Source organism: Dactylosporangium sp. NPDC000555 (genome assembly GCF_040300025.1).
Lineage (GTDB): Bacteria > Actinomycetota > Actinomycetes > Mycobacteriales > Micromonosporaceae > Dactylosporangium.
This window is the reverse complement of sequence record NZ_JBEPDB010000018.1, coordinates 94,091-119,001: the sequence shown is the minus strand read 5'-3', so window position 1 is coordinate 119,001 and position 24,911 is coordinate 94,091. Positions and strand designations below refer to the sequence as shown.

General features: G+C 71.5%; 26 protein-coding genes. 8 read left to right on the top strand and 18 right to left on the bottom strand.

The genetic code is table 11. From position 1 onward, the window contains the following. The 7 genes from ABT297_RS14715 to ABT297_RS14685 all read right to left on the bottom strand — a co-directional run. A partial coding sequence (locus ABT297_RS14715; protein WP_350548943.1) for a DNA recombination protein RecN occupies window positions 1–1,389 on the bottom strand: 1,389 nt, incomplete at its 3' end. Further along, window positions 1,386–1,904: a hypothetical protein gene (locus ABT297_RS14710; RefSeq protein WP_350548941.1), complete on the bottom strand. Its 519-nt coding sequence runs from the start codon at window positions 1,902–1,904 to the stop codon at window positions 1,386–1,388. The genes ABT297_RS14710 and ABT297_RS14715, both read right to left, overlap by 4 nt. Then, window positions 1,901–2,878 (bottom strand): hypothetical protein, encoded by a 978-nt coding sequence (locus ABT297_RS14705; protein WP_350548939.1) that lies wholly within the window; start codon window positions 2,876–2,878, stop codon window positions 1,901–1,903. Before ABT297_RS14705 ends, ABT297_RS14710 begins: the two co-directional genes overlap by 4 nt. 155 nt (window positions 2,879–3,033) lie before the next feature. Further along, entirely contained in the window at window positions 3,034–4,149 is a 1,116-nt protein-coding gene (locus tag ABT297_RS14700; protein WP_350548937.1) for an endonuclease/exonuclease/phosphatase family protein, read from the bottom strand. Between the two features lie 120 nt (window positions 4,150–4,269). Beyond that, complete coding sequence (locus ABT297_RS14695; protein WP_350548935.1) at window positions 4,270–5,079, bottom strand: FadR/GntR family transcriptional regulator; 810 nt, start codon at window positions 5,077–5,079, stop codon at window positions 4,270–4,272. 10 nt (window positions 5,080–5,089) lie between these two features. After that, window positions 5,090–6,340, bottom strand: coding sequence for an amidohydrolase family protein (locus tag ABT297_RS14690; RefSeq protein ID WP_350548933.1), 1,251 nt, complete (start codon window positions 6,338–6,340; stop codon window positions 5,090–5,092). A 56-nt stretch (window positions 6,341–6,396) separates the two neighbouring features. After that, window positions 6,397–7,191 carry a class II aldolase/adducin family protein gene (locus ABT297_RS14685; protein WP_350548931.1) on the bottom strand — a complete coding sequence of 265 codons (795 nt, stop codon included), beginning with the start codon at window positions 7,189–7,191 and terminating at the stop codon, window positions 6,397–6,399. Window positions 7,192–7,389: 198 nt separating this feature from the next. On the opposite strand from ABT297_RS14685, the gene ABT297_RS14680 reads away from it, so the two are divergent. The 6 genes from ABT297_RS14680 to ABT297_RS14655 all read left to right on the top strand — a co-directional run bounded on the left by ABT297_RS14680 (window position 7,390) and on the right by ABT297_RS14655 (window position 14,060). Next, window positions 7,390–8,340, top strand: coding sequence for a hypothetical protein (locus ABT297_RS14680; protein ID WP_350548929.1), 951 nt, complete (start codon window positions 7,390–7,392; stop codon window positions 8,338–8,340). Next, window positions 8,337–9,218, top strand: coding sequence for a GH25 family lysozyme (locus ABT297_RS14675; protein WP_350548927.1), 882 nt, complete (start codon window positions 8,337–8,339; stop codon window positions 9,216–9,218). Before ABT297_RS14680 ends, ABT297_RS14675 begins: the two co-directional genes overlap by 4 nt. 569 nt (window positions 9,219–9,787) lie before the next feature. After that, the gene (locus ABT297_RS14670) at window positions 9,788–10,996 is read left to right on the top strand and encodes an SPFH domain-containing protein (RefSeq protein ID WP_350548925.1); all 1,209 of its coding nucleotides are present in this window, start codon (window positions 9,788–9,790) and stop codon (window positions 10,994–10,996) included. A 7-nt stretch (window positions 10,997–11,003) separates the two neighbouring features. Further along, window positions 11,004–12,071, top strand: coding sequence for a TFIIB-type zinc ribbon-containing protein (locus ABT297_RS14665; RefSeq protein ID WP_350548923.1), 1,068 nt, complete (start codon window positions 11,004–11,006; stop codon window positions 12,069–12,071). A gap of 71 nt (window positions 12,072–12,142) precedes the next feature. Further along, entirely contained in the window at window positions 12,143–13,171 is a 1,029-nt protein-coding gene (locus ABT297_RS14660; RefSeq protein WP_350548921.1) for a phosphotransferase, read from the top strand. 10 nt (window positions 13,172–13,181) lie between these two features. After that, entirely contained in the window at window positions 13,182–14,060 is an 879-nt protein-coding gene (locus tag ABT297_RS14655; RefSeq protein WP_350548919.1) for an ROK family protein, read from the top strand. Window positions 14,061–14,099: 39 nt separating this feature from the next. Here the strand turns inward: ABT297_RS14655 and ABT297_RS14650 are convergent, their stop codons facing one another. Genes ABT297_RS14650 through ABT297_RS14630 form a run of 5 tightly spaced genes read right to left on the bottom strand, consistent with a single transcriptional unit; the run spans window position 14,100 to window position 19,138 of the window. Next, on the bottom strand, window positions 14,100–14,945 hold the full coding sequence (locus tag ABT297_RS14650; protein WP_350548917.1) for a sugar phosphate isomerase/epimerase family protein: 846 nt from the start codon (window positions 14,943–14,945) through the stop codon (window positions 14,100–14,102). A 3-nt stretch (window positions 14,946–14,948) separates the two neighbouring features. After that, window positions 14,949–16,046 (bottom strand): Gfo/Idh/MocA family protein, encoded by a 1,098-nt coding sequence (locus ABT297_RS14645; protein ID WP_350548915.1) that lies wholly within the window; start codon window positions 16,044–16,046, stop codon window positions 14,949–14,951. Continuing rightward, window positions 16,043–16,900 carry a carbohydrate ABC transporter permease gene (locus tag ABT297_RS14640; protein ID WP_350548913.1) on the bottom strand — a complete coding sequence of 286 codons (858 nt, stop codon included), beginning with the start codon at window positions 16,898–16,900 and terminating at the stop codon, window positions 16,043–16,045. Before ABT297_RS14640 ends, ABT297_RS14645 begins: the two co-directional genes overlap by 4 nt. Further along, window positions 16,890–17,801: a carbohydrate ABC transporter permease gene (locus ABT297_RS14635; protein WP_350548911.1), complete on the bottom strand. Its 912-nt coding sequence runs from the start codon at window positions 17,799–17,801 to the stop codon at window positions 16,890–16,892. Before ABT297_RS14635 ends, ABT297_RS14640 begins: the two co-directional genes overlap by 11 nt. After that, window positions 17,798–19,138 carry an ABC transporter substrate-binding protein gene (locus ABT297_RS14630; protein ID WP_350548909.1) on the bottom strand — a complete coding sequence of 447 codons (1,341 nt, stop codon included), beginning with the start codon at window positions 19,136–19,138 and terminating at the stop codon, window positions 17,798–17,800. The genes ABT297_RS14635 and ABT297_RS14630 overlap by 4 nt, the downstream gene beginning before the upstream one ends. Before the next feature lie 161 nt (window positions 19,139–19,299). Here ABT297_RS14630 and ABT297_RS14625 point away from each other — a divergent pair, with 161 nt between their 5' ends. Further along, window positions 19,300–20,331, top strand: coding sequence for a LacI family DNA-binding transcriptional regulator (locus ABT297_RS14625; protein ID WP_350548907.1), 1,032 nt, complete (start codon window positions 19,300–19,302; stop codon window positions 20,329–20,331). 25 nt (window positions 20,332–20,356) lie between these two features. Here ABT297_RS14625 and ABT297_RS14620 read toward each other — a convergent pair whose 3' ends face one another. Genes ABT297_RS14620 through ABT297_RS14595 form a run of 6 tightly spaced genes read right to left on the bottom strand, consistent with a single transcriptional unit; the run spans window position 20,357 to window position 24,327 of the window. Beyond that, window positions 20,357–21,199, bottom strand: coding sequence for an SAM-dependent methyltransferase (locus tag ABT297_RS14620; RefSeq protein WP_350548905.1), 843 nt, complete (start codon window positions 21,197–21,199; stop codon window positions 20,357–20,359). Window positions 21,200–21,243: 44 nt separating this feature from the next. After that, window positions 21,244–22,065, bottom strand: a complete 822-nt coding sequence (locus ABT297_RS14615; RefSeq protein ID WP_350548903.1) for an ABC transporter permease — start codon at window positions 22,063–22,065, stop codon at window positions 21,244–21,246. Beyond that, window positions 22,025–22,834: an ABC transporter ATP-binding protein gene (locus ABT297_RS14610; RefSeq protein WP_350548901.1), complete on the bottom strand. Its 810-nt coding sequence runs from the start codon at window positions 22,832–22,834 to the stop codon at window positions 22,025–22,027. Before ABT297_RS14610 ends, ABT297_RS14615 begins: the two co-directional genes overlap by 41 nt. Continuing rightward, window positions 22,800–23,339 (bottom strand): MarR family winged helix-turn-helix transcriptional regulator, encoded by a 540-nt coding sequence (locus ABT297_RS14605; RefSeq protein ID WP_350548899.1) that lies wholly within the window; start codon window positions 23,337–23,339, stop codon window positions 22,800–22,802. Before ABT297_RS14605 ends, ABT297_RS14610 begins: the two co-directional genes overlap by 35 nt. 26 nt (window positions 23,340–23,365) lie before the next feature. Then, entirely contained in the window at window positions 23,366–23,989 is a 624-nt protein-coding gene (locus ABT297_RS14600; RefSeq protein ID WP_350548897.1) for a hypothetical protein, read from the bottom strand. Continuing rightward, window positions 23,986–24,327, bottom strand: coding sequence for a MazG nucleotide pyrophosphohydrolase domain-containing protein (locus tag ABT297_RS14595; protein WP_350548895.1), 342 nt, complete (start codon window positions 24,325–24,327; stop codon window positions 23,986–23,988). Before ABT297_RS14595 ends, ABT297_RS14600 begins: the two co-directional genes overlap by 4 nt. On the opposite strand from ABT297_RS14595, the gene ABT297_RS14590 reads away from it, so the two are divergent. Further along, window positions 24,326–24,910 (top strand): DUF4291 domain-containing protein, encoded by a 585-nt coding sequence (locus ABT297_RS14590; protein WP_350548893.1) that lies wholly within the window; start codon window positions 24,326–24,328, stop codon window positions 24,908–24,910. The two genes, ABT297_RS14595 and ABT297_RS14590, sit on opposite strands and share 2 nt — an antisense overlap. The last annotated feature ends 1 nt before the right edge of the window (window position 24,911 follow it).

Below are 24,911 nucleotides of genomic sequence, written 5' to 3'. Positions count from 1 at the left end.
CTGATCCAGCATCTGCGCGATGCCCGCGGCGCGCCGCTCGAGGCCCTGCACCAGCCGCAGCCCGCCGGCGGCGCGCTGGAGGGTGGCCGCCGCCTCCTCGCGGCGGCGGGCGATCGCGTCGCGCTCGGCCAGAAACGGGGTGACGGCGTGCGCGGTGAGGGCATCGAGCTCGGCGGCGGCGCGGGACTCCGCCTCCTGGGCGCGCGAGGCCGCCGAGCGCAGCCGCGGGATCTCCCGCTCGAGCTCCTCGACGTATCGGCTGAGCTCCGCCAGGCGGGTCCTGGCCGAGCGCAGCTCCCCGGACACGTCGACCGGGGTGATCGGGAACCGGCAGGCGGGGCAGCGCTCGTCGTCGTCGGCGTCGAGCGGGGTCTGGCAGGACGCGCAGACGCTCGCGGCGGTCTCGAAGAGCCGGTCGGCCTCGGCGAGCATCGTCCACTTGCTCACGTCGTCGGCGTAGCTGCCGCGCAGCGGGGTCATGCGCTGCAGCTGGGTCTCGCGGTCGCGGAGATCGGTGTAGGCCACCAGTGCGGCGCGGGCCGCCTCGCGGTGTCGCTCACGCAGCTCGGCGGCGAAGCCGGTGCCGGCCCGGGTGCGGGCGTCGAGGTCGGCGAGGGCCTGGGCGCACGCGGACAGCTCCTCCTTGGCGCTGATGTGCAGCGCCTCCAGGTCGGCGCGGCTGCCGACGTGCTGCTCCTCGACGAGCTGCTCGGCGGCGCGATACGCGGTGCGGGCCGCGGCCAGCTCCGCCTCGATGGTGCGGATGCGCCGGCCGATCTCCACGGTGTGGTCGTCGTGGACGTCGAAGACCACGTCGACGACCTGACGCAGCTTGAGATGCTTCATCGGCACGCTCTCGAAGAGCAGGTCCTTGCCGTCGAGGCGCTCGTTGGGCAGGAAGCACAGCCACATGAGGTCGCGGAAGCTCAGCGGGTCGTGGGTGTCGAACGACAGCCGCACGCCCTGCAGCTTGCAGTGCGAGAGCAGCAGGCTGGACAGGCTCTCGGGGTGCCCGGCGGGGCGCAGCGGCCGGCGCACCCGTGGGGCGGCCCCGGGGTCGTCGAGGCGGCCGGCGCGCACGTAGGCGAACATCGACGGCTCGCCGACGGCGCGCTCGATGAGATACGGCGAGCCGGACAGCTCGACCTCCAGCGTCGCGGACTTGACCTTCGGCGTGATCTCCGGGTGCCGGGGGTGGTCGTTGGCGCCGAGGCAGTAGTCGACGAACTCGAGGATGGTGGTCTTGCCGGTGCTGAACGCGCCGGCCAGGATCGACAGCGGGCGCGGGGCGTCGTCGGGCGCGCGGAAGTCGACGTCGTAGGCGCGGTCGTCGCCGCGGAGGCGCAGCCGCCTGATCCGGATGCCGTCGTGGGTACGCAGACCGGTCATGGCGCGCCCTTCAATGACACTGGCTGGACTGGCACGTGCCCGCTGGACACCGGAAGGAGCCATTGCCGCAGGCCCTCACGAAGTTTACGACCGCTGAGGCGCCGGAGCCGCCGGATGACGATGCGTACGGCGGCGTTGTACGACTGAGCATACATCGCCGTGAATCGGCTCGCCATGCTCGCTCCCTCGTCGGTGAGGCGGTACGTCACCCGCCCGGCGGTCGTGACCCGCACCAGCCCCCGCGCGACCAGCGCGGACAGGTCGCGGCCCAGGTGCAGCTGCGCGGTCACGAACCGCTGGGCCGGGCTGGCGTAGGCGACGCTGCGGTCGTCGAACCCGGCCAGCCGCAGCGTGGTGCGGTCCGGGTCGTCCTCGGCGCGGGCCAGCAGCAGCGGGTGCCCGGCCAGAAACTCGTAGATCCCGAGGCGCTCGGCGTCGGCGCCCTCCTCCCCCGCCACGGCCAGGACCAGCAGGATCCTGGCCTGTCGGAAGGCGGTGAGGTCCTCGGGCGTCATGTGAGCTCCCGCCAGTGCGTCACCCAGCCCGCGCGGCGCTGCTCGACGACCCGGTGCATGAACCCGCACTTGTGGACGGGGCCGGCGCGCAGCCCGGCCGGGAAGGCGGCGGACTCGCGGATCTCGTGCATCACGGCGGCGTGCAGCCCCGGCAGCAGCGGATTGTCCCGGAACCTGACGACATGGTGGTTGAAGCCCGCCTCCCAGATGCCGTGCACCATGCCGTCGGCCTCGTCCAGCGCCTCGAGCTCCTCCGGGACCCGCTTGTCGAGGATCTCGCGGGCCAGCAGGTCGGCGTTGAAGTACTCCCGCTTGGCCGCGCCCACCTCGGTGTGCCCGGCCGCGCGCAGCTGCCGCACGAACAGCGCGTCCTCGAGGGCGGCGCCGTCCTCCGGCGGCAGATGCCGCAGCGACGGCCGTGGCGTCTGCGCCGGCACCGGACGGGCACCCGCGTAGGGGTCGTAGAAGTGCCGGCGCACGTGCGCGCAGTCGGGCTTGACGAGCAGGTTGCGCAGCACGTTCTCGTGCCACAGCTCGATCTGCACGCCGGTCTCGCGGTGCCGCCGCGCCCGCCAGTTGTCCCACCACTGCGCCGTGGGCGCGTCCATGCTCGCCGGCACGCACAGCACCCACTGGGCGAGCCGGTAGCCGTTGCGCGCCGCGGCGGCGACCGCGGAGTCGAACGACTCGCGGATCTGGCCCTGGTGCGCGCGGGTGACGATCGGCCAGAAGTACTTCGACTGCCAGATCACGACGAGGCCGGACAGCTCGCCGAGCAGGATGTCGATGCCCCAGTCGCCGGGGTTCGCGCTGATCGCGCGGGCGCCGGGGTGGATCGCCCCGAGCAGCATCGCGAGCATCTGCTCGAAGTCGTCGCGGGCGCCCGCGAGGTTGCCGGCCCGTAGCTGGTGCGCGGCGAAGTTGATCGGAGGCTCGCCGGAGGCGAGGCTCGTCGCAGCCGCGGTCGCCGTCATCTCGCCTCCGGTTCCGGCTGGTCCTGGCCGGCGCGCGCCCTCGGCGCGGGCGGGGCATCGGTGTGCGCTTCGCCCTGCTCACCCCACCAGGCGCGGATTATCCGGATCCCAGACTTTCACGAACAGCGATACGATCGCTACTCTCGGCGTAAATTTCACCGAATGTGCGATCCCAGTTTGTGCAGATCGATGTCCGCGTAGATGGCCGCGTGGTCGGAGCCCGCGTGCACCGCCCTCGTCATCGTCCCGTAGACGGGCCACAGCACGCCGTTGCGGCCGCCCCACACGCCCCGGCGCTCGATCCCGCCGCCGGTCGCGGCCGCGAACAGCGCCGGCGACAGCAGCACGTAGTCGAGCTTGTTGCGGGCGGTGCAGTAGCCGTAGGTGCCGGGCCGCCCGCCATCGTCGAAGCCCGGGTGCGCCGACACGTCGCGCAGGTCCGTGCCGCGCAGCAGCGGCGCCAGCGGCTCGCTGTCCGGCGTGTCGTTGAGGTCGCCGAGCACCACCACGAAGGGTGAGCGCTGCGCCCGGTAGATCTCCGCCACGCGCGCCGCCTGCCGCCGCCGGATCGCGTCCGATGCGACCTTGCCCCCGTAGCCCTTGCTCTTGAGGTGGTTCACCAGCACCACCAGGCGCTCCTCGCGGCCGGGCAGCTCGAAGTGGTACTCCGGGCAGTCCCGGCTGAACACCCGCCCGCGCTCGTCGGCGTCGTCGACGTGGGTGCGCTGGCCGGCGAGCGGGAAGTCGGGGGTGGACATGACCCCGACGTCGATGCCGCGCTCGTCGTTGCCGTCCACGACCATGATGTGCTGGTACCGGCCGCGCAGCCCGCCCTCGGTGAACCGCTTGAGCGCGTGCCGGCTCTCGGCCTCGACGACGCCGAGCACGTCGGCGCGCACGTCCAGGATGACCCGGGCCGTGTTGAGCAGCGCCGTCTCGTCGCAGCGGTCGGTGGTCAGCTCCACCCAGCCGATCCAGTCGCCGCGCCCGCCGGCCACCACCTCGACCCGCCCGTCGCGCGAGCGGCGCAGCAGCCGCCCGCGGTTCTGCCGCAGCCGGGCGAACTTCGCCAGGTCTGCGTTGCGCAGCCCGAGCCGGCCCAGCTCGCGCAGGATGTCGTGCTTGACCTCGTCGGTGTAGACGGGCTCCTCGAGCAGTTCCCCCGCCCGCGCGAACGCCTCCAGCACCGGCCGCCCGGCCGCCCACGTGCGCTGATCCAGCGCCTTGGCCCGGTTGAACAGGTTTTCGACGTTGTAGCTGGCGATGCGCATCGTCCACGAGACTCTGAGGAGACGGTCATCTTCGGGTGACAGTGTCCCACGGATGGTCGCCGAGTTCACGGGCGTGTTCGTCGCGCTTCCCGCTTCTTCTGGCACGGGACGCGCTTCGCGTCATGAGTCGGGTGCCGCGCCGGGCGGCTGCATCAGCTCGCGCACCAGGGTGAGGTCGATGGCCGGGTCGCCGGCGGGTTGCGGGTTGCGCTGGGTCGTGGCCAGGTGCGACGCGACCAGGCGGTGTACCGCGTCGGCCTCGCCCGCCTCGATGAGCGCCAGGATCTTGCCGTGCACCTCGCCGGAGGCCTGGCGCTTGCTCAGCGGTACACCCTGGGGCTCCGTGCGGCTCGCCCAGCTCTCCTCATGGCTGGACCACAGCGCCTCCAGCGCGCCGGCGAGAACGATGAGCGGCGGGTTGCCGCACAGGCTCACGAGGGCCTCGTGGAAGCGCCGCGACACGCCCACGACGGTGGGCAGGTCGTCGATGCTGGCGAGATACTCCTCGTGCAGCTCCCGCAGGCGTGGTACCACCGTGCGGGCGCGGTCGTGGCGGGCGGCGCAGAGCGCGGCGCACGCCGGCTCGACGTGGCGCAGCGCGACCGCGACGTCGCCGATCCCGGCCCGCTGGGCGGCCAGCACGAGGCCGAGGTTGTACCCCAGGTTCGCCGAGGACGGCCGGTGCACGATCGCACCGCCCAGCCGTCCCCGGCGGACCGTGATGAGGCCCTCCGCCTCCAGGATGCGCATCGCCTCGCGAAACGTCGGCATGCTGACCGGGTATCGGCGGATCAGCTCCTCCGACTTCGGCAGCGGGTCGCCGTCGGCGAAGTCACCGCGGATGATCCGGCCACGGATGTGGTCGGCCACCTGCTCGGCGAGGCGATGGACGCGGACCTTCGGCTCGTCGTCCACGGCGGAATGGGGCATGCGCTGAAACCTAGTAGGCGTTCGGGTCGTTCTGCACGGCGGTCGGCACCGGGTGGCGGTACAACACCGAGGCGTTCTCCCACGTCATCTTCCGCACGTCCGCCTCGGGCAGGCCGCCGATCTCCTCCTCGATGGTGCGCTGGGTGTGCGGCCAGGTGGAGTCGCAGTGCGGGTAGTCCTGCTCCAGCAGGATGTGGTCGACGCCGATGACGTCGCGCAGCGCGAACGTCGACGGGTCCTCGACCGCGCAGAAGTAGAAGTTGCGCAGCAGCACCTCGGCCGGGGTGAGGTCGATGCCCTTCCAGGTGCCGTACATCGAGTGGTAGCTGAGCATGTGGTTGAGCCGGTCGACGAGGCCGGGCACCCAGCCGATGCCGCCCTCCGACAGCACGATCTTGATGTCCGGGAAGCGGACCGGGATGCGCGAGTAGAGCCAGTCCACGGCGGAGAACATGGAGTAGCCGAAGAACAGCACGCCCACCACGTCCGGCGGCGCGTCCTCCGCGGTCGACGGCGAGGTGCCCGACGATCCGATGTGGAGGTTCACCACGGTGCCGGTCTCGGCGCAGGCCCGCATGATCGGGTCCCAGTGCCCGGTGTGCAGCGACGGCAGCCCGAGCATGTGCGGCGCCTCGGTGAACGTCACCGCCTTGAAGCCGCGCTCGGCGTTGCGGTAGATCTCCTGGGCGCCGACCTCGGGGTCGAGGAAGTACGGCAGCTGGCAGGGGATCATCCGGTCAGGGTAGGCGCCGGACCACGCCTCGATGTTCCAGTCGTTCCAGGCGCGGGTGGCGGCCAGCGCGAGCTCGGCGTCCTTTGTGGACAGCTGGAGGCGCTGCCCGGCGAAGCCCGGCAGGAACGACGGGAAGCACAGCGAGGCGTAGACACCGCTGAGGTCCATGTCCTTGATGCGCTCGTGGATGTCCCACGAGCCGCGGCGCATGTCGGTGAAGCGGCTCGGCTCCATGCTGTACTCGTCGACGGGGCGCCCGACGACGGCGTTGAACCCGACGTTGGGGAACTCCTTGCCGTCGTACACCCAGACGTGGCTGCCGTCCTTTTCGATGACGTGCGGGGTCTGCTCGGCGAACTTCGCCGGCATGCGGCCCTCGAAGGCGTTCGGCGGCTCGACGATGTGGTCGTCGACGGAGATGAACGTGTACTTGCGCTCCTGCCGCGGCGGGTCGGGCAGGAACGTGACCTTGTTCCGGTCGGCGGTGGTGAATCCGGTGTTGCTCAGCAGCTCGTCGATGGATGCCATAGGGGTGTCGCTCCTGTCGGTTCAGAACAGTCCAGCTCAGTCCGGATTAGTCCGGATTAGTCCAATACCTCGGGCTCGCGGCGCAGCAGTGAGCGCACCGCGCCGGCCCAGAACACGTCGGTACCGCGCTCCAGCAGCGACTTCTTCATGCCGTGCCGCAGCCCGGGCCCGATGGCCAGCGGGTCACGGCCGAGCAGCATGACGTCGTAGGCGAGGCGGCAGGCCCGGTCGATGCTCGCCGAGCGGTACGTCGCCTCCTGGATGGTGGGCGCGGTGACGATGATGCCGTGGCTGGCCAGGATGACCACGGACTTGTCGCCGATGCGGCGGGCCAGATCGGCACCGAGCTCGGCGTCGTCGACCTCGCCGGTGTACTCCTGCACGAAGGCGAGGTCGCCGTCGAACATCGACCCGGTCTGGTGCACGATCTCGGGCAGCACGCCGACGGCGGCCAGCACGCTCACGTAGTACGGATGGTTGTGCACCACGACCCGCGCGTCGGGCCGCGCCCGGTGCAGTTCGGTGTGGATGTGGAACGCCGGCGTCACGTCCCAGCGGCCCTCGACGACCTTGCCGTCGCGGTCGACCACGCACAGGTCCGAGGCCGAGACCTCGTCCCACCACAACCCCCATGGGTTGATCCACATGTCGCCGTCGTCGTTCTTGAGCATGGTGATGTGCCCGGCGATGTTCTCGCTGAAGCCGTCGTGCGCCAGGATCCGGAAGGCACACGCGAGCGCCTGCGGCTCGGTGAGCTCCACCCCGATCGGCGGCGTGACGCGCGGCGCCCAGACAGCCGTGCCTCCCTGCTTGACCTGCGCCTCGGCGGCGGTGTCCGTCGCAGCTGACACGTCCCCTCCCTCACGGTTAAGAACTAATCTTTTAAAAGATTTAGCAAGGTGTCCCGCGAAAAGCAAGCAATCGCTTGGTTGGTCTTTCGGTGCGGGAGGCGCCCGGCCCGGGTCAGATACGGCCGGCCCGGGCCAAATACGGCATGGAGCGGGCTCCTTCCACCCACGATCCACGAGACCGTCTGTAGTGTCTGCGCGGTGACGGAACCGTTCCCGCTGCCACCGTGCGAGCCCGGCGGGCCCGATCCGGCGGCGGTGGCGGCCTCGATCGGCGCATGGGTGACCTCGCCGGCGATGGCCGAGCTGGTCGGGCACTTCGGCGGCCGCGTGCCGCCCGGCCCGGTCGGGCCGGCGCTGGCGTGGGCGGCACAGTTCTCGCAGGTCTGGGACTTCCGGGCCGGGGTGAGAGAACGGTTCGACACCGCCCACCTCGACTACGGCCCCGACCTGGACACCCGGCTGCGCGAGCTGATCCACGTGCTCGGCCTCGGCGGGCGCGACCGCCCGGCGCGCGACGGCTACGACCACGTCGTCGTCCTCGGCGGCGGGATCCGCGTGGCCCTCGGCCGGACCGACTACGTCGCCCGGCTGCTGGAGGGCGACCTGCGCGCCCGGACCCTCGCCGGGCTGGGCAGCCTGCGGTGGCGCGACGACCGGGAGCACCGCGAGGGCATCCGCCTCGGGCTCGGCCCGATCGACACCGAGGCCGACATGATGATGGTGGGGCTGCGCCAGTTCCTCAACCTCGCGGAGCCGGCGGCCGCGTACGAGGGTGACGGCTGGTGGCACCGGGTCTGGCCGGGCCCGCGCCCGGGCGTCGAGGAGGTCCACGTGCTCGCCGCCGCGTCGACCCGGCCGCCGCGCCGGGCGAACACGGCCGACACCCTCGTCGGATGGGCCGAGCACGTATGCACACCGAGCGCGGCCGAGCGTATACTGCTGGTCACGAACGACCCGTACGTCCGGCACCAGCACTGCGACGCCGTGCGCCTGCTCGGCCTCCGCTACGGCTGCGGCATCGAGACGGTCGGCTTCGACGACCTCGCGACGCGGGCGTGGGGGCGCCCGCTGAGCACCACCGAGCTGCTGCAGGAGGTGCGCTCCTCGCTGATGGCCATGCGCAACCTCCACGACGCCGTCACCCCGTGACCACGCGGTGGCGGCCCGGCGGCGCGGTGCCGGGGCGGCGTCTCCGCATCGCGCGGACGCCCTGGCGGCGCCGGACCGTCGCCGCTTCGCTGCTCCTGGTGACCGGCTCCCTGTGGGGGGTGAGCGCCGTGTCGCCGGGGCGCCCGGCGTTCCTGCCGGCGGAGCCGCCGTCGCCGCAGGCGGTCGCCGCGATCCAGGCCGGGCGCCCAGCCGGCTTTCCCATCGGCGGCATCGACCTGTCCAGCCACGACCACCGCCGCTTCACCGTGCACTGGCCCACCGAGGTCGCGGCGGGCAGCCAGTTCGTCTACGTCAAGGCCACCGAGGGCACCGGATACGTCAACCCGCACTTCGCGGCCGACTACACCACCGCGCGGGCCGCCGGACGGTACGTCGGCGCCTACGTCTACGCCCGCCCCGACCGCGGCGACCCGGTGGGCCAGGCGGAGTTCTTCCTGCGCCATGCGAGGTTCACCCGCGACGCCCGGACCCTCGTGCCGTTCGTCGACCTCGAGTGGCCCTACGCCGGGGTCGGGACCGGCGACTGCTACGACCTGACCCCGGAACAGCTGCGCGCGTGGATCCGCGCGTTCGTGGACCGGATCGAGGCCGGTATCGGCCGCAAGCCGATGATCTACACAAACACCTACTGGTGGAACCCGTGCACCGGCAACGACGCCTCGTACGGCGACTATCCGCTGGACATCGCCAACTACTCGGCGAAGGCCACGAAGCTGCCCGCCGGCTGGAGCACGTTCGCGCTGTGGCAGTACCGGCCGGGCGACCCCGAGCAGCGCCACAGCCACGACCGCGACGTCGTCAACGGCGGCCCGGCCGGCCTGCGGGCGCTCGCCTGGCCGCCCCCGCCCGGCGGCTGAGGACGCTGTTCCAGGCTTCGAGTCGCGCCCGCATCGCCTCTGAGGCCGGCGGTGGACGGCGGCGAACAACGGACATTTCCTATGAAGAGTGACCGTCAATTGGGCGCTTGGCATCGCGAGAAGCCGAGTTCGGACGGCGCAGGCCGTGCCTGCGATCCGCGTCGCCCAACCATCATGTTCGCCGTGATCACGGAGTAAAAATGCACAAGGGAGCAGCACGTTCGCTCCGTGATCACGGAGAACCCCGTGCACTGTGGGCGCCGGGACGCATGGCCACGGAGACGTTGCTCGGCGGACCGCCGCTGCCAGCCAATTGACGGCAGCTCTCAATGCTGATATGTCCATGACGTCTGTCGCGGAGCCCGCCTTGGCCATCCTGGCGCGGTATACCAAATCCGTGACCTTCGCCGACGATGCCGGCGGCCGCGGCGGCTGCCCGGTTCCTGACTGACGCGAGGCAACTCATACGCTGAAATACATAACAGCGTCTGCCCGACAGCCTTGCGTTCCTCACGGAAACTGTTGCTAGGGTCTGCGACGCTCGGTGATCCGGATGCAAGGGGGACGACGTGGGACTGTGGGACAAGGTCAAGGGCGAGTTCATCGATATCATCGAGTGGCTCGACGACAGTCGGGACACGATCGTCTGGCGGTTCCCGCGCTACCAGAACGAGATCAAGATGGGCGCCAAGCTCATCGTGCGCGAGTCTCAGGTCGCGGTCTTCGTCAACGAGGGCCAGATCGCCGACGTGTTCGTCCCGGGGACGTACACGCTGCAGACCCAGAACCTGCCGATCCTGTCGACCCTGAAGGGCTGGAAGTACGGGTTCGACTCGCCGTGGAAGGCCGAGGTGTACTACGTCAACACCCGGCAGTTCACCGACTTCAAGTGGGGCACCCAGAACCCGGTCATGATGCGCGACCCGGAGTTCGGCATGGTGCGAATCCGGGCGTTCGGCGCCTACTCGCTGCGCGTGACCGACCCGGAGAAGCTGCTCAAGGAGCTCGTCGGCACCGACCCGCAGTTCCGCACCGAGGAGGTGTCGGAGTTCCTGCGCCAGCTCATCGTCGGCCACCTCGGCAGCGCGCTGGCCACCGCGCAGGTGCCGGTGCTCGACCTCGCCGCGCAGCAGCTCACGATCGGCACGAAGCTGGCCGGGGTGCTGACCCAGGAGCTGGCCGGCTACGGCATCCAGATCCCCAAGTTCATCATCGAGAACATCTCCCTGCCGCCGGAGGTCGAGGAGGCGCTGGACAAGCGCACCTCGATGGGCGTGCTGGGCAACCTGGACCAGTACACGAAGTTCCAGGCCGCCAACGCCATGGAGGCCGCGGCGAACAACCAGGGCGGCGCGGGCGAGGGCTTCGGCCTGGGCCTGGGCATGGCGGCCGCGCAGCAGGTGGCCAACTCGATGAACGCCGCGCAACAGCGACCGCAGCAGTACGCGCCGCAACAGCAGTACGCGCCGCAACAGCAGTACGCGCCGCAGCAGCCGCAATACGCTCCGCAGCAGCCGCAGTACGCGCCGCAGCCCGCTCCCCAGGCCGCCCCGCCGCCACCGCTGCCGCAGCAGGAGCAGTGGTACGCGGCGATCAACGGCGCCCAGGCGGGCCCGTTCGACGCCGGCGCGCTCGGCGCGCAGGTGCAGACCGGGCAGATCAACCGCGACACGCTCGTGTGGAAGAACGGCATGGGCAACTGGGCGCCGGCCGGTCAGGTGCCCGAGCTCGGCTACCTCTTCGGTGCCGTTCCCCCGCCGCTGCCCCCGATGGGCTGATCCGACCATGTCGCAGAGCCAGTATCCGTGCGCCGGGTGCGGCGCCAACGTCGAGTTCGCGCCCGGCACGAACGTGCTCAAATGCCCCTACTGCGGCCACGAGACGGTGCTGCAGTCCACCGGCGCGCGAGTCCGCGAGCACGACTACCTCAACTTCATCAGCCTGCCGCGCAAGCCGGTGGCGATGCTGGCCAAGAACGTCTTCGTCTGCCGCAACTGCGGCGCGCAGACGGAGAGTGACGCCATCTCCGACCGCTGCCGGTTCTGCACCGCCCCCGTCGTGGCCCAGCTCAACCCGCAGGACCTCGTGGTCCCGGAGGCGGTGCTGCCCTTCGTGCTCGACCGGCGCCGGCTGCGCGAGGCGCTGGGCAAGTGGGCCTCGTCGCGCTGGTTCGCGCCGTCGGGCCTGAAGAAGGTGACCGAGGCGGAGTCCGCCAAGAGCATGTACCTGCCGCACTGGACGTACGACACCCGGACCGTCTCGGACTACGTGGGCCAGCGCGGCGAGCACTACTACGTCACCGAGACCTACACCGAGGACGGTCAGACCAAGACCCGTCAGGTGCAGAAGACACGCTGGCACTACGCGAGCGGCACCGTGGCACGGGACTTCGACGACGTGCTGGTGACCGGCACGACGAAGGTCTCGCCGAAGCACCTCGACGCGCTCGACCCGTGGCCGCTGCTCGACTCGCAGCCGTATCGCCCGGAGTACCTCGCCGGGCACGAGACGCTGCGCTACGACGTCGAGCCGGAGTCGGGCCTGGAGGCGGCCAAGCAGAAGATGGCCCCGGCGATCGAGAGCGACTGCCGCCACGACATCGGCGGCGACGAGCAGCGCGTCGACCGCATCCACACGCAGTACAACGACGTGACGTTCAAGCTCATGCTGCTGCCGGTGTGGATCGCCTACTACCTGTATGCCGGCAAGACGTACCACATCCAGGTCAACGGCGTGACCGGCGAGGTCGCGGGCGAGCGCCCGTACAGCGCCCTGAAGATCGCCCTGGCCATCATCGCCGCGATCGTGGTCATCGTCGCGGTCATCGGGTTGTACGCGGCCAGCAAGCACTGACGCCGTGTGCCGGGGGCGCGCCGTCCGGACGCGCCCCCCCACCGGCCGCCGCCGGGTGACAGACTGCGTCCGTGATCGATCACCGCGCCACGGCGTTCGCGCGCGCCGCGCCGGCCCTGGCCGACCTCGACGACGACACCCTGACAGCGCTGGTGGCGACCGCCACACCGCTCGGCGCCGGCGTCGGCGGACAGACGGCCGGGCTCGACGTCGACGGGGTGCCGGTGTTCGTCAAGCAGGTCCCGCTGACCACCACCGAGCTGGCCGCGCCGCACGACACCGGGAACCTGTTCGGGCTGCCTGGGTTCTACCAGTACGGCATCGGCTCGGCCGGATTCGGTGCGTGGCGGGAGCTGACCGCGCACCGCCTCACCACGGCCTGGGTGCGCTCGGGCCGCCATCCCGGGTTTCCGCTGTTGTACCACTGGCGCGTGCTGCCCCGCGTCCCGGCCGAGGCCGTCGACGTGGAGGAGCGGGTGGCGTTCTGGGACGGATCGGCGGCGGTCCGCCGGCGGCTGACGGAGCTCAACGCGGCCGGGTCGGCGCTGGTGCTGTTCCTGGAGCGTATCCCGTACGAGCTGGGTCCCTGGCTCACCGAGCGACTGGCCGGCGGCGACGGAAAACTCTGCGCGGCGGTGGCGGCCCAGCTGGAGGCCGGCCTCGCCGCGATGAACGCGGGCGGCCTGCTGCACTTCGACGCCCACATGGGCAACCTGCTCACCGACGGCCGCCGGGTGTACCTCACCGACTTCGGCCTGGCCCTGCACTCCACGTTCGCCCGTGCACCGGACGAGGTTTCGTTCTTGCGGGCCCACGCCGGCTACGACCGCGACTTCACCTCCGGCCATCTGGCGACGTGGCTGACGTTCACGCTCGGCTCCCCCGGCGACTGGGATCGCGCCCAGGCCCTGGTCGCCGAGGCCGCGACCGGTGCGCTGCCGGCCGAGCTGGACGACGCCCCGGTCGAGGCCCGCCGCCTGATCCTGCGCGACGCGGCGACGGCGGTGCGGATGAACGACTTCTTCGCCGGACTGATCCACACGTCGAAGCACACGGCGTACCCGTACACGGATCAGATCAACGATTCAGCCGTACGATAACGTTTACTTCGTGCAGGGCACCCTATCCGTTTCCAACCCCGTGCGGGTTCTCGAGATCGGCGGCAGTCACGTTACCGCCGGTAGCGTCGAGGTCGCCGGTCATCGCATCATTGACCAGCAGCGGCACCAGCTCGATCCGGCGCAGGACGCGCACACGATCGTCGGGGTGCTCGCGGACGCGGCCAAGCGGCTGCTGCCCGGGCCGGCCGACCGGTGGGCGGTGGCGATACCGGGGCCGTTCGACTACGCGGCCGGGGTGTCGCTGCACGAGGGCGTCGGCAAGTTCGACCACCTGCACGGGGTGGACCTGCGCGCGGCGCTGGCGGCGGCGATCCCCGCCGAGCCGGAAGCGTTCACGTTCGTGAACGACGCCGATGCGTTCCTGCTGGGCGAGTGGATCGACGGGGCGGCGACCGGGACCAGCCGGAGCGTGGCGATCACGCTGGGCACCGGCATCGGCTCGTCGTGGCTCGCCGACGGGGCCGTGGTCTCCAGCGGGCCCGACGTGCCGCTCGACGGCGAGATCCACTTCTGCGACGTCGACGGAGTCAACATCGAGGATCTCGTGTCGGACCGGGCGCTGGTGCGCGGATACCTGGCCCGCACCGGCACCACCGTCGACGGCATGCGGGGGCTGGCGGCGCTCGCCCGGGACGGGGACAAGGACGCCCGCGAGGTCGTCGACGCCGCCTTCGGCGTCCTCGGCCGGCTGCTCACCTCGTGGCTGGAGCGCTTCGGCGGCGAGGTCGTGGTGTTCGGCGGCTCGATGGTCGGCGCGTGGGACCTCATCGAGCCGGCGCTGGGCCTGGCGGTGCCGGCCCGGCCGGTCCGCGACACCGAGCGCTCGGCCATGCTGGGCGCCGCCTACGCGGGGCGCACCGACGCCTGACGGCGCCGTCGCGCGTCCGCGGCGGTGGTCGGCGACCGATCAGGCCGCGGCGAGCTGGGAACGCACGTAGGCGAGGTTGTCGCGGGTGCGTTCGGCCAGCGGCAGGGCGGTGGAGAAGTCCTCGAGGGTGACCCAGCCGTCGTACCCGTGCTCGCGCAGGGCCCGCAGGTAGGCACCGACGTCGGCCTGGCCCTCGCGCAGCGTCGCCCAGTCGGCCCTCCAGGAGACGGTGCCGTCGGCGGCGGTGCCGGTCCGGTGCCAGGCGACGTTCTTGACGTGGACGTGCTGCAGGTAGGGGCCGAGCAGCTGGAACGCGGCCCGGTGGTCCTCGTGGCCCTCGATGACGAGGTTGCCCAGGTCGTGGATGACGCCGACGGCGGCCGGGTCGAGCCCGTCGACAAGGCGCAGCGCGGCGGACGCGGACGCGGCGATGGTCTCGTGGTGCAGCTCGACGAGGACGGCGACGCCGTGGCGGGCGGCCTCGGCGGTGGCCCACTCGAGGTCCTTGCGGGCGCCGGCGAACAGGTCGCGGTAGTCGCCGGTCCGCAGCAGCGGCATGGTGACCCGCACCCGGCCGGCGCCGAGGGCGGCGGTGGCGGCGAGCAGCCGGGCCACGTCGTCGCGCTCGAAGCTGCGGGCGTAGCCGCCGATGCCGGAGTAGTCCAGGCCCGAGCCGCGGGTCAGGCGGTCGATGTCGCCGAGGCGGTCCTCAAGGCCGGTGAGGGGCCAGGTGGCGCGGTTGCCGGCCCAGAAGCCGGGCGCGTCGGCCGGCTCCTGGTCGGTGACGCGCCACTCGATGCCGTCCCAGCCCTGCTCGGCGAGGTTGGCGACGGCCTCCTCGGGGGTCCAGCCGGGCGTCGAGGCGGTGAAGACGGAGAACCTCACGTGCTACTCCTGGGTTGTGACGGTGACGTCGTCGAAGACGCCGTCGAGGACCTGGCCGAAGTCGACGGGGCGGCCGAGGGTGGCCGAGACGTAGACGGCCCGCACGAGCGCGAGGGCGAGCAGACCGTCGGCGACCCGCACGCCCGGTGGCCGGCCGGTGTCGATCGCCTCGACGATGTCCTGGTACTGCCGCAGGTGCCCGACGACGAACCCGTCCGCGGCCTTCGGGGCGCCGTGGCGCTCGCCCGGCGCCAGGTCCAGGTCGCCGGGGGTGGCGGAGTGGAAGTACTCCAGCTGGTCGTCTTGCAGGATCGCGGACCCGCCGGTGCCGTGCAGGGCGAGGCGGACCGGCAGGCCGGGGTGGGCGCCGGTGGTGGCGTGCAGCACGGCGAGGGCGCCGCCGGCGAAGCGGATCGTGGCCACGGCGAGGTCCTCGACCTCGATGCGCTCGTGGCAGACCAGCGCGGTGCGGGCGTAGACCTCTTCGGGGCGGCCGAGCAGGGCGAGCATCTGGTCGACGAGGTGGATGCCCTGGTTGGCCAGGGCCCCGCCGCCGTCGTACGCCCACGTGCCGCGCCAGTCGGCGGAGTCGTAGTACGCCTGGTCGCGCCACCAGGGCATGGACACGACGGCGGAGGTGATCCGGCCGAGCCGCCCGTCGCAGACGGCGGCCTGGACGGCGACCATCGCCGGGTCGAAGCGGTGCTGGCTGACCATCGCGCAGACCAGGCCGCGCCCCTCGGCCTCCACTGCCACCTTCGCGAACTCGCGGGCCTTGGCCAGGCTGGTGTCCAGCGGCTTCTCCACCAGCAGGTGCGCCCCGGCGCGGAGCGTCTGCTCGGCCGCCTCGACGTGCAGGCCGCTGGGGGTGCAGATGGCGACGAGGTCGATCGGCTGTGCCCGCAGCGCCTCGGCCAGGGTCAGATGGCACGCCGGGCGCGGGTCGATCTTCGCGGCGAGGCCCTCGGCGGCCTCGATGCGGGCGTCGACGAGCGCGGCGACCCGCAGCCGCGGATGCCGCCCGATCGCCTCGGCGTGGTTGGCGCCGATGATGCCGCTGCCGACGATCGCCACGTTGAGCCGCGTCGTTTCCGAACTCATTTCACTCCTCCGGCCGTCAGGCCGCCCACCAGGAATCGCTGGAACGCCAGGTACAAGACCACCACCGGCAGCGCGCAGACGAGCGCGGAGGCCATCAGCTGCCCGTAGAGCGGGATGGCGCCGCCCTCCTGGGTCGCGCCGAACACCTGCAGCGCCACGGCGGCGGTGCGGGTGTCGGCGTCGGTGATGACGGAGGCGAACAGGACGTCGTTCCAGCCGAGCAGGAACGCGAAGATGCCGGACACGACGAGTCCGGGCCAGCTGAGCGGGATGACGATCGAGCGCAGGATCCGCCACGACGAGGCGCCGTCGAGGCGGGCGGCCTCGTCCAGCTCGTGCGGCAGCCCGCGCAGATAGGTGACCATGACCCAGGTGGAGAACGGCAGCGCGAAGGTCAGGTAGGTGACGAACAGCGCCCATCGGGTGCCGATGACGTCGATGCCGAGCACCCGGGCCAGGTTGGCGAACAGCACGAACACCGGCAGCAGCATCAGGGTGCCCGGGATGCTCTGCAGCGCCAGCAGCCCGCGCAGGACCAGGCCGCGGCCGAGGAAGGAGAAGCGCACCAGCACGTACGCCGTGGTCACGGAGACCAGCGCGCAGAGGACGGCGACGCCGCCGGCGACGAGGACGCTGTTGAGCAGGCCGTCGCTGAGCTCGACGGTGTTCCAGAGGTCGAGGTAGTTGCCGGGGCGGAAGGCGCTGGGCCAGAACTCGCCGCGGGCCACCGCCAGGTCGTCGTTGACGCTCGCGAACAGCATGTACAGCACCGGCGTCAGCGCGAAGACGAGCAGCAGCGCGACGACGGCCGCCTGCAGGCCCCGGGGCAGCAGGCGCTGGACGTCAGTCTTCATCGCGGTTCAGCCTCACCGCTCGTAGGTACACCGACAGCGGGATCGCCACCAGCACCAGGGACAGCACCGCCATCGCGGCGCTGAGCCCGAACTTGAAGTTCTGGAAGCTCTCCACGTAGGTGAGCACCGGCAGCACCTCGACGTCGTGCGGGGCGGGGACGCCGAAGAGCACGTACGGCAGCGTGAAGCTGTTGAGGGTGTGCAGGAACTCGATGACCATGCCGAGGGCGAGCACGCCGCGCAGGTGCGGCAGCACGATATAGCGCAGCTTCGCCCACCAGCCGGCGCCGTCCAGCGCCGCGGCCTCGTGCACGTCCTCGGCGATGCCCTGCAGCCCGGACAGGGCCAGCAGGTACAGCAGCGGCCACGACGTCCACAGCTGCACGAACGCCAGCACCCAGTAGCTGCGCGGCCCGTTGAGCCACAGGTACTGCTCGCCGAACAGCGCGTTGGCTGGCCCGTCGGTCTGCAGCATGGTGCGCCAGACGGTGCCGACCACGAACGCCGGCAGCACGTAGGGGATCAGGAACGCCGAGCGGACCAGCGCCCGCCCGGCGAAGCGCTGCTGGGTGGCCAGGGCGGCGGCCAGGCCCACCGGCACCGCGGCCACGGTCACGATCACCGAGTAGCCGACGGTGACCCGGATCGCGTGCGGCAGCGCCGTCTCCCGCCACGCCTTCACGTAGTTGCCGAGCCCGACGCCTGGGGCGTCGGTCCACTGCCGAAGCGTGTACTGGTTGAGATCCAGCGTCGACACCAGCAGCGCGACGGCCAGCGGCAGCACGATGACGAGCAGCAGCAGGACGCCACCCGGCGCCAGCATCCACAGCGGACGCTGGCGCCGGCTGACGGCCCGGCCGGCCGGTCGGGCCGTCCGGGCGCGTCGCGCGATCGTCGTCACTTCGCCTCGTCGACGGCGCTCTGGGCGTCCTTCTGCGCGGCGCCCACCAGCGACTTCAGGTGCCCCTCGTCGACCTTGCCGGCCTTGAGGTCCGGGATCGACTGCACGACCACGTTGAGCAGGGCCAGCTGCACCTTGCTCCAGCCGCCGTTGAACGGCGTGCCGGCCGAGCGGCCCGCCGAGTCGACGATCGCCGCCAGGGCCGGGTCGGACTGCAGTTCCTTGGCCGCGGCCGCGTTGGTGGGCAGGTCACCGAACGTCCGGTAGTACGACTTCTGCTGCTCGGCGCCGGTGATCAGTTTGATGAAGGCCAGCGCGAGGTCCTTGTTCTTGCTGTACTTGGCCACGACGAGGTTGTCGCCGGACAGGATGCTGGTCGCGCCGACGCCGCCCGACGGCCGGCTGGTCTGCCCCGGCGGGATCGTCGGCATGACGGCGTACGCGTATTTGCCCGCCACCTGCGACTTGTCCAGCGTGACCTTGGACGAGGCCGACACCATCGGCAGGAACGCCGCCTTGCCGGCGCCGAAGTCGGCGATCGCCTGGGCGTTCTTCCAGCCCACCGACGCCGGGTCGACGACCTTGTCGGTGGCCAGCCAGCCCAGGTACGTCTCGTAGGCATTCAGCGTGACCGGGTTGTCCAGCGACGCCTTCTTGGCCGCGACGAGCGGGTTGCCGGCCTGCACGCTCATCGCCCAGATGAACTTCCACGGGTCGAACCCGTCGGCGTAGGCGACGGCCAGGCCGTAGGTGCCGCCGGTGGTGAGCTTCTTGGCCTGCTCGCGCAGCCCGTCCCAGCTGTCGGCCGGCTTGTCGATGCCGGCGGCCTTGAGCAGCTCGGTGTTGTACGCCATGACGAACGGGCGGCTGGCGAACGGGATGCCGACCTGGTGCTGCGCGTCGGGCCCGGAGATGCCGAACGTGGCCGGCAGGAACCGGTCCCTGCCGCCGGCCTTCTGCCAGTCGGCGTCCTGCAGCTCCAGGAAGGCGCCGGTGGAGTAGGCGGTCGGGGTGAACGTGGTGCCCAGCGCGTAGATGTCCGGGCCCTGCCCCGACACGACCGACGTCTGGATCTTCGTGAGCTCTTCGTTGGCGGAGGCGAACGTCTCGAACTTCACCTCGGCGCCGGTCTGCGCCTTGAACGCGTTGCTGATGTCGGTGAACCACTGCTTCTGCTGCTGCGGGTAGATCGTGTTGGCGCCCATCAGGACGTTGAGGGTCTTGCCGGCGCCGTTGAGCGCACCGTCGGCGCTGCCGTCGCTCTTCGCGTCGTCGCCGCAGGCCGCGAGCGCCAGAGCCGCGGCGGCACCGATGGCGATGATCTTCAATCGGTTCATGGGGGTGTCCACTCCTCAGTGAGCGGTGAGCCGCCGGGTCATTGGGGGTGTCGGCGGCGCATCGATGCTGCTTGACCAGCGGATCGAGGCGAAGCTATCAGCGCAGCTCCGGTGGCGGCAATCGTTTGCCATCTTTTGCCAAACCTGCTTTGCTGTGCGCCATGCCCGCCCTGCCCCTCGGTGCCGACGGGAAACGCCCGGTCACCATCAACGACATCGCCGCGGCCACCGGCGTCGCCGCGTCGACCGTGTCCCGCGCGCTGAACAACCCCGGCCGGGTCAACGCCGCCACCCGCGAACGCATCGAGGCCGCCGCCCGTGAGCTGCGCTACGTGCCGAGCTCACCGGCCCGCGCGCTGTCGTCCGGGCGCACCCGGGCCATCGCCGTGCTGGTCTCCGACGTCACCAACCCGTTCTACTTCGGCGTCATCCGCGGCACGCAGCAGCAGCTCAAGGCGGCCGGCTACGCCCAGCTGCTCATCGACACCGAGGACACCGGCGAGCTCGAGGCCGAGATGCTGCACAACATGCGCCGCTCCCTGGACGGCGCCATCCTCGCCGCGTCCCGCCTGCCCGACAAGGAGCTCGCCCGCCTCGCCGGGGACATCCCCCTCGTCACCATCAACCGCAACGTCCGCGGCGTGCCCAGCGCCATCATCGACACCCCGGCCGGCATCGGTCAGGCCGCCGAGCACCTGCTGTCACTCGGACACCGCGACATCGCCTATGTGTCGGGCCCCCAGCGCTCCTGGCCCAACGAGGCCCGCTGGAACGCGATGCACGCCGTCGCCGACCGCCACCGCCTGACCTTCACCCGGATCGGCCCGTTCCCGTCCGGGCGCGGCTCCGGCCCGGCCGCCGCCGACGCGCTGCTCAACACCGGCGCCACCGCGTGCATCGTCTTCAACGACCTGCTCGCCATCGGCATCCTGCAGCGTCTGCGCGAGCGCCACGTCCGCGTCCCGGAGGACATCAGCGTCGTCGGCTGTGACGACATCTTCGGCGCCGACTTCTGCCACCCGCCGCTGACCACGCTGACCGCCCCGATCGAGCAGGCCGGCCGGGTCGCCGTGTCGATGCTGCTGTCCCGGCTGGACCGCACGGCCGCACCGTCACCCACCACCCGCCAGCAGGTCATGCTGCCGGTGCACCTGACCGTGCGCGGATCGACCGGCCCGGTGCCCCGGCGCTGACCGCCTCCGCCGGCCCCCGGCGGGCCTACGGGACGCGGGCCACCACGCCGTACAGCGCGGTGTCGGCCAGCGGCGGACGGTCCTCCGGCGGCACCGTCGGGCGCCACTCCACGATCGGCGCGATGCCCGGGTCGACCAGCTCCAGGCCCTCGAAGAAGCGGGCGATCTCGTCCTTCGAGCGGGGCACCGCGTCCAGGCGCAGCCGGCCGGAACGGATCTCCCCCTCCACGTGCTCGCGCATCGTCTGCGGCACCAGGTCGCTCGTGCCGTGCGTCATCACCACATAGCTGCCCGACGGCAGCGCGTCGACCAGGCGGCGGACCGTCTCATAGGGCCGGTGCTCGTCGAACAGGAAGTGCACGATCGCGATCAGCATCAGCGCGATCGGCCGGTCGAAGTCGAGCGTCCCGCGCACGCTGTCGTGGGCCAGAATCGAGGCCGGGTCGCGCAGGTCCGCGTCGATATACGCGGTCGCGCCCTCCGGCGTGCTGGTCAGCAGCGCACGGGCGTGCGTCAGCACGATCGGGTCGTTGTCGACGTAGACGATCCGCGACTCCGGCGCGATCGACTGCGCCACCTCGTGCGTGTTGTTCGCCGTCGGGATGCCGGTGCCGACGTCCAGGAACTGCCGCACGCCCGCCTCGGCGGTCAGGAACCGCACCGCCCGCCGCAGGAACGCACGGTTTTCCAGGGCCGTCGTGCGGATCGCGGGAAATACCTTGGCGATGGCGTCGCCCGACTCACGGTCGGCGGCGAAGTTGTCCTTGCCGCCGAGCCAGTAGTTGTATCGCCGGGCCGGGTGCGGCGTGCTCGTGTCGATCCGCTCGGACCAGTCGGCCTGCTCGTCGATGCCGCCATCCACCGTCATGAGCGCACATCGTAGTCCATCACCGGCTCATCGGGTGAGCCGCATCATCGGGTGAGCCGGCCCAGCATCGCCGAGGCCGCGAACACCGCCACCGCGACCGACCCGACCAGCACGGCGACGTCGAGCGGCAGCCGCGCCGGGGTACCGATCAACAGCCCCCGCAGCGCGTCGACCTCGTAACTGAGTGGATTGACGTGGTTGAGCGCCTGTAGCCAGCCCGGCATCACCGAGACCGGATACAGCGCGTTCGACGCGAAGAACAGCGGCATCATGATCGCCTGACCGATACCCATCAGCCGGTCCCGCTTGAGCACGAGGCCCGCGAGGGTGATCGACAGGCAGCAGAAGAACGCCGAGCCCAGCACCAGCACGAGCGCCGTGCCGAGCAGCTTCAGCGGATTGGTCGTCAGCGCCACGCCCAGCACCGCGGCCAGCACGATCACCACCGCCGCCTGAACCAACGCCCGGACACCGGCGGCGAACGCCTTGCCGGTCACCAGCGCCGCCCGCGGGGTCGGCGTCACCATGAGCTTCGCCAGCACCCCGGCGTCGCGCTCCCAGATGATGTGGATGCCGTAGAAGATCGACACGAACAGCGCCGACTGGGCCAGGATGCCCGGCGCCAGGAAGTCCAGGTACGGAATGCCACCGGTCGGGATCGCCCGCAGGTGCGTGAACGTCTGGCCGAAAATGATCAGCCACAGCGCCGGCTGGACGGCCCGCGTGACGACCTCGGTCCGGTCCCGCCGCAGCTTCTGCAGCTCGACGAGGCACATCGCCCCGATGCGGGTCAGCAGCACCCGCACCGGGCCGGCGGGCCGCGCGTCAGCCGAGACGGCCTGCGGTGCGACGAGCTGCGCGGACATCGCTGAAACCTCCTGAGTCAAAATCGTCTCCGGTGTACTCGCGGAACACGTCGTCCAGGCTCTCCCCCCGCGCCGACGCGATCAGCTCCCGCGGGGTGCCGAGCGCCCGGATCCGGCCGCGGTGCATCAGCGCGACGCGGTCGCAGTACTCCTCGGCCTCCTCCATGTAGTGCGTGGTGACCAGGACCGTCATCCCGGTCTCCGCCCGCACCCCGGTGATGCGCTCCCACACCCCGGCGCGCGCCACCGGGTCGAGCCCGATCGTCGGCTCGTCCAGCACCAGCAGCCGCGGCGCGCTCACCAGGGCCTGCGCCAGCTCCAGCCGGCGGATCATGCCACCCGAATACGTCCCGGCCGGCCGGTCGGCCGCCTCGGCCAGTCCCATCGCCTCGATCACGGCCTCGGCCCGGCCGCGCCGCTGGGCGCGGGGCACGTCGAAGAGCCGCGCGAACAGCGCCACGTTCTCCCGGCCGCTGAGGGCGGCGTCCGCGGACAGCGCCTGCGGGACGTATCCGATCGCCCGCCGCACCGCCATCCGGTTGCGCCGCACGTCGAGCCCGAAGACGGCCACCTCCCCCGCCTGGGGCGGCAGCAGCGTCGTCAGCACCCGGATCGTGGTGGTCTTGCCGGCGCCGTTGGGCCCGAGCAGGCCGAAGATCTCGGCGGGCCGGACGCTGAGCGACAGGTCGTCGACCGCGACCGTCTCCTTGAACCGGTGCCGCAGCCCGCGTATCTCAACCGCCGCTGTCGCCACTGTCGCCACTGTCATCGCGGTCTCCCTCGCCACACTCGGTATCGCTTCCTAGGAAACTAGGCTGTGAGTCGGCCGCCAGGATGCCGGCGAGGCGGGACAGGACGGGCACCGCCGCCGCGAGCGCGTCGCGCTCGTGGCCGTCGAGCTCCCCCAGCGCGCCGGCCAGCAGCGACACCCGCGCGGCGCGCCATGCATCCAGACGCACCATGGCGGCCGGGGTCAGCATCAACCGGGCCGAGCGGCGGTCGGCAGGGTCCTTGTCCCGGCGCAGCAGGCCCGCCCCGGTGAGCTGGTTGACCAGCGTGCTGACCGAGTTGCCGGCCAGGCGAAGCTGCTGCGCGGCCGCGCCGACGCCGATGCCGGGTGCGGACTCGACCAGGCGCAGCAGCTCCACCTGGCCGCCGGTCAGCGCCCGGGCGTCCGAGCCCGCGATCAGGTCGGCGCGCAGGCGCCGGCGCAGCACGCGGCGCACGCCGACGAGCTGCGCACCGAGCGCGTCGGCCAGGCCCTCGTGACCCATATCAGCAATATACCTCGTTAGCAGAGCTAATCAGCAGGGAGCTCCAGGGCGTAGCGGTCGCCGACCGGCCGGAAGCCCAGCCGGGCGTAGTAGGGGGCGACCATGCCCGGCGGGGTCAGCACCCGGCGGAACCCGTGGGCGGTCAGCTGCCCGCTACGCCGGAAGACGAACTCGCCCGGGCTGAGGTCGCGGTAGCGCTGGGTCACGTAGTCCAGCTCGACCTGCGCCACCTGCGGGTCCTCGGGGTCTGGGCGCAGCATGAGCACGCCGACGACCACATCGGCGTCCAGCGTCAGGAACACGAGCCGGCGCTCATCGTCGAAGCGGAAGCGGGGGTTGAACCTCGCGATGTCGGCCCAGTGGACCCGCAGCACGTGCGCCAGGAAGTTGTCGTCGGTCCCGACCTGCACCACCTGGTACTTGTGCTCGTCGTGGCGGGTGCGCAACAGGGAGTAGAGCTGCCAGACATTGATGGCAGCCAGGGTGAGGTTGAGGCCGACCATGGGCCAGACCCGCACGCCGGCGTTGTAACCGATCAGGATCACCGAGCCGACCAGGTTGAACGCGCGCAGGCGGAGCAGGCGGCGCTGCAGCAGCGACCACACCAGCAGCGCCGAGCCGGCCCAGCCGACGATCTCCAGCCAGCTCACCGCTCCTCCCGCCAGCCGCGGGTGTACACCACGCCGAGCTTGGCGGCCACGGCCCGCTCGAGGTCGATGCCCATCGTGTGGGCGGTGACGAAGGCGGTGATGACCACGTCGGCCAGCTCGGCCTCGACGTCTTCGAACGGGCCGGAGCGGCGGGCCATGCCGTAGTGGCGCCGCACGGCGCCGACGAACTCGCCGGCCTCCTCGGCGAGCGCGAGCGCCTGGCGCAGATGGGGCGCCTCGGTGAAGCCGGCGGCGGTCAGCTTGGCGGCCACGTCGGCGCCCACGCCGGGCAAATCGGCGAGCGTGAAGGGTCGGGAGTCGTCCACAATGCTCAGCATGACGGAGATCGTGACGCGGGAGATCCGGGCCGTGTACTCCGCGGAGACCATCACGGTCTACCAGGCGTACGGGCCGGGGATCGCCCTTCCCGCGCTGGCCGCCGGGCGCTTCACCGGGGCGTTCGAGCGTGACAGGATGACGTGGGTCAAGCCGTCGTTCCTGTGGATGATGTACCGCAGCGGCTGGGCCACCAAGGAGGGCCAGGAGCACGTCCTCGCCGTCGAGATGCGCCGCGACGGGTTCGAGTGGGCGCTCGCGCGGGCCTGCCTGAGCCACTACGACCACGGCGTGCACGGCAGCCGCGCCGAGTGGCAGCGGCAGCTGCGCGCCAGCCCGGTGCGTGTGCAGTGGGACCCGGAGCGCGACCTGCACCTGCGGCCGATGCCGCAGCGGCGTTCGCTGCAACTTGGGCTGAGCGGGGAGGCCGTGCGGCGCTACGCCGACGAGTGGATCGTCGGGTTCACCGACGTCACCGAGCTCGCGCATGAGGTTCACGGGCTGGTGCGCGCGGGCGACCTCGACACGGCCCGGGCGCTGCTGCCGGCCGAGCGTAATTTCGGGACCTCCATGATCACGGAGTGAA

Excerpts from the sequence above, each read along its gene's own strand:
- ABT297_RS14645 (WP_350548915.1), bottom strand. The coding sequence starts at position 16,046 with ATGAGTTCGGAAACGACGCGGCTCAACGTGGCGATCGTCGGCAGCGGC.
- ABT297_RS14705 (WP_350548939.1), bottom strand. The coding sequence starts at position 2,878 with ATGACGGCGACCGCGGCTGCGACGAGCCTCGCCTCCGGCGAGCCTCCG.
- ABT297_RS14630 (WP_350548909.1), bottom strand. The coding sequence starts at position 19,138 with ATGAACCGATTGAAGATCATCGCCATCGGTGCCGCCGCGGCTCTGGCG.
- ABT297_RS14695 (WP_350548935.1), bottom strand. The coding sequence starts at position 5,079 with ATGCCCCATTCCGCCGTGGACGACGAGCCGAAGGTCCGCGTCCATCGC.
- ABT297_RS14620 (WP_350548905.1), bottom strand. The coding sequence starts at position 21,199 with ATGACGGTGGATGGCGGCATCGACGAGCAGGCCGACTGGTCCGAGCGG.
- ABT297_RS14595 (WP_350548895.1), bottom strand. The coding sequence starts at position 24,327 with ATGCTGAGCATTGTGGACGACTCCCGACCCTTCACGCTCGCCGATTTG.
- ABT297_RS14700 (WP_350548937.1), bottom strand. The coding sequence starts at position 4,149 with ATGCGCATCGCCAGCTACAACGTCGAAAACCTGTTCAACCGGGCCAAG.
- ABT297_RS14615 (WP_350548903.1), bottom strand. The coding sequence starts at position 22,065 with ATGTCCGCGCAGCTCGTCGCACCGCAGGCCGTCTCGGCTGACGCGCGG.
- ABT297_RS14665 (WP_350548923.1), top strand. The coding sequence starts at position 11,004 with ATGTCGCAGAGCCAGTATCCGTGCGCCGGGTGCGGCGCCAACGTCGAG.
- ABT297_RS14610 (WP_350548901.1), bottom strand. The coding sequence starts at position 22,834 with ATGACAGTGGCGACAGTGGCGACAGCGGCGGTTGAGATACGCGGGCTG.
- ABT297_RS14590 (WP_350548893.1), top strand. The coding sequence starts at position 24,326 with ATGACGGAGATCGTGACGCGGGAGATCCGGGCCGTGTACTCCGCGGAG.
- ABT297_RS14640 (WP_350548913.1), bottom strand. The coding sequence starts at position 16,900 with ATGAAGACTGACGTCCAGCGCCTGCTGCCCCGGGGCCTGCAGGCGGCC.
- ABT297_RS14605 (WP_350548899.1), bottom strand. The coding sequence starts at position 23,339 with ATGGGTCACGAGGGCCTGGCCGACGCGCTCGGTGCGCAGCTCGTCGGC.
- ABT297_RS14690 (WP_350548933.1), bottom strand. The coding sequence starts at position 6,340 with ATGGCATCCATCGACGAGCTGCTGAGCAACACCGGATTCACCACCGCC.
- ABT297_RS14625 (WP_350548907.1), top strand. The coding sequence starts at position 19,300 with ATGCCCGCCCTGCCCCTCGGTGCCGACGGGAAACGCCCGGTCACCATC.
- ABT297_RS14710 (WP_350548941.1), bottom strand. The coding sequence starts at position 1,904 with ATGACGCCCGAGGACCTCACCGCCTTCCGACAGGCCAGGATCCTGCTG.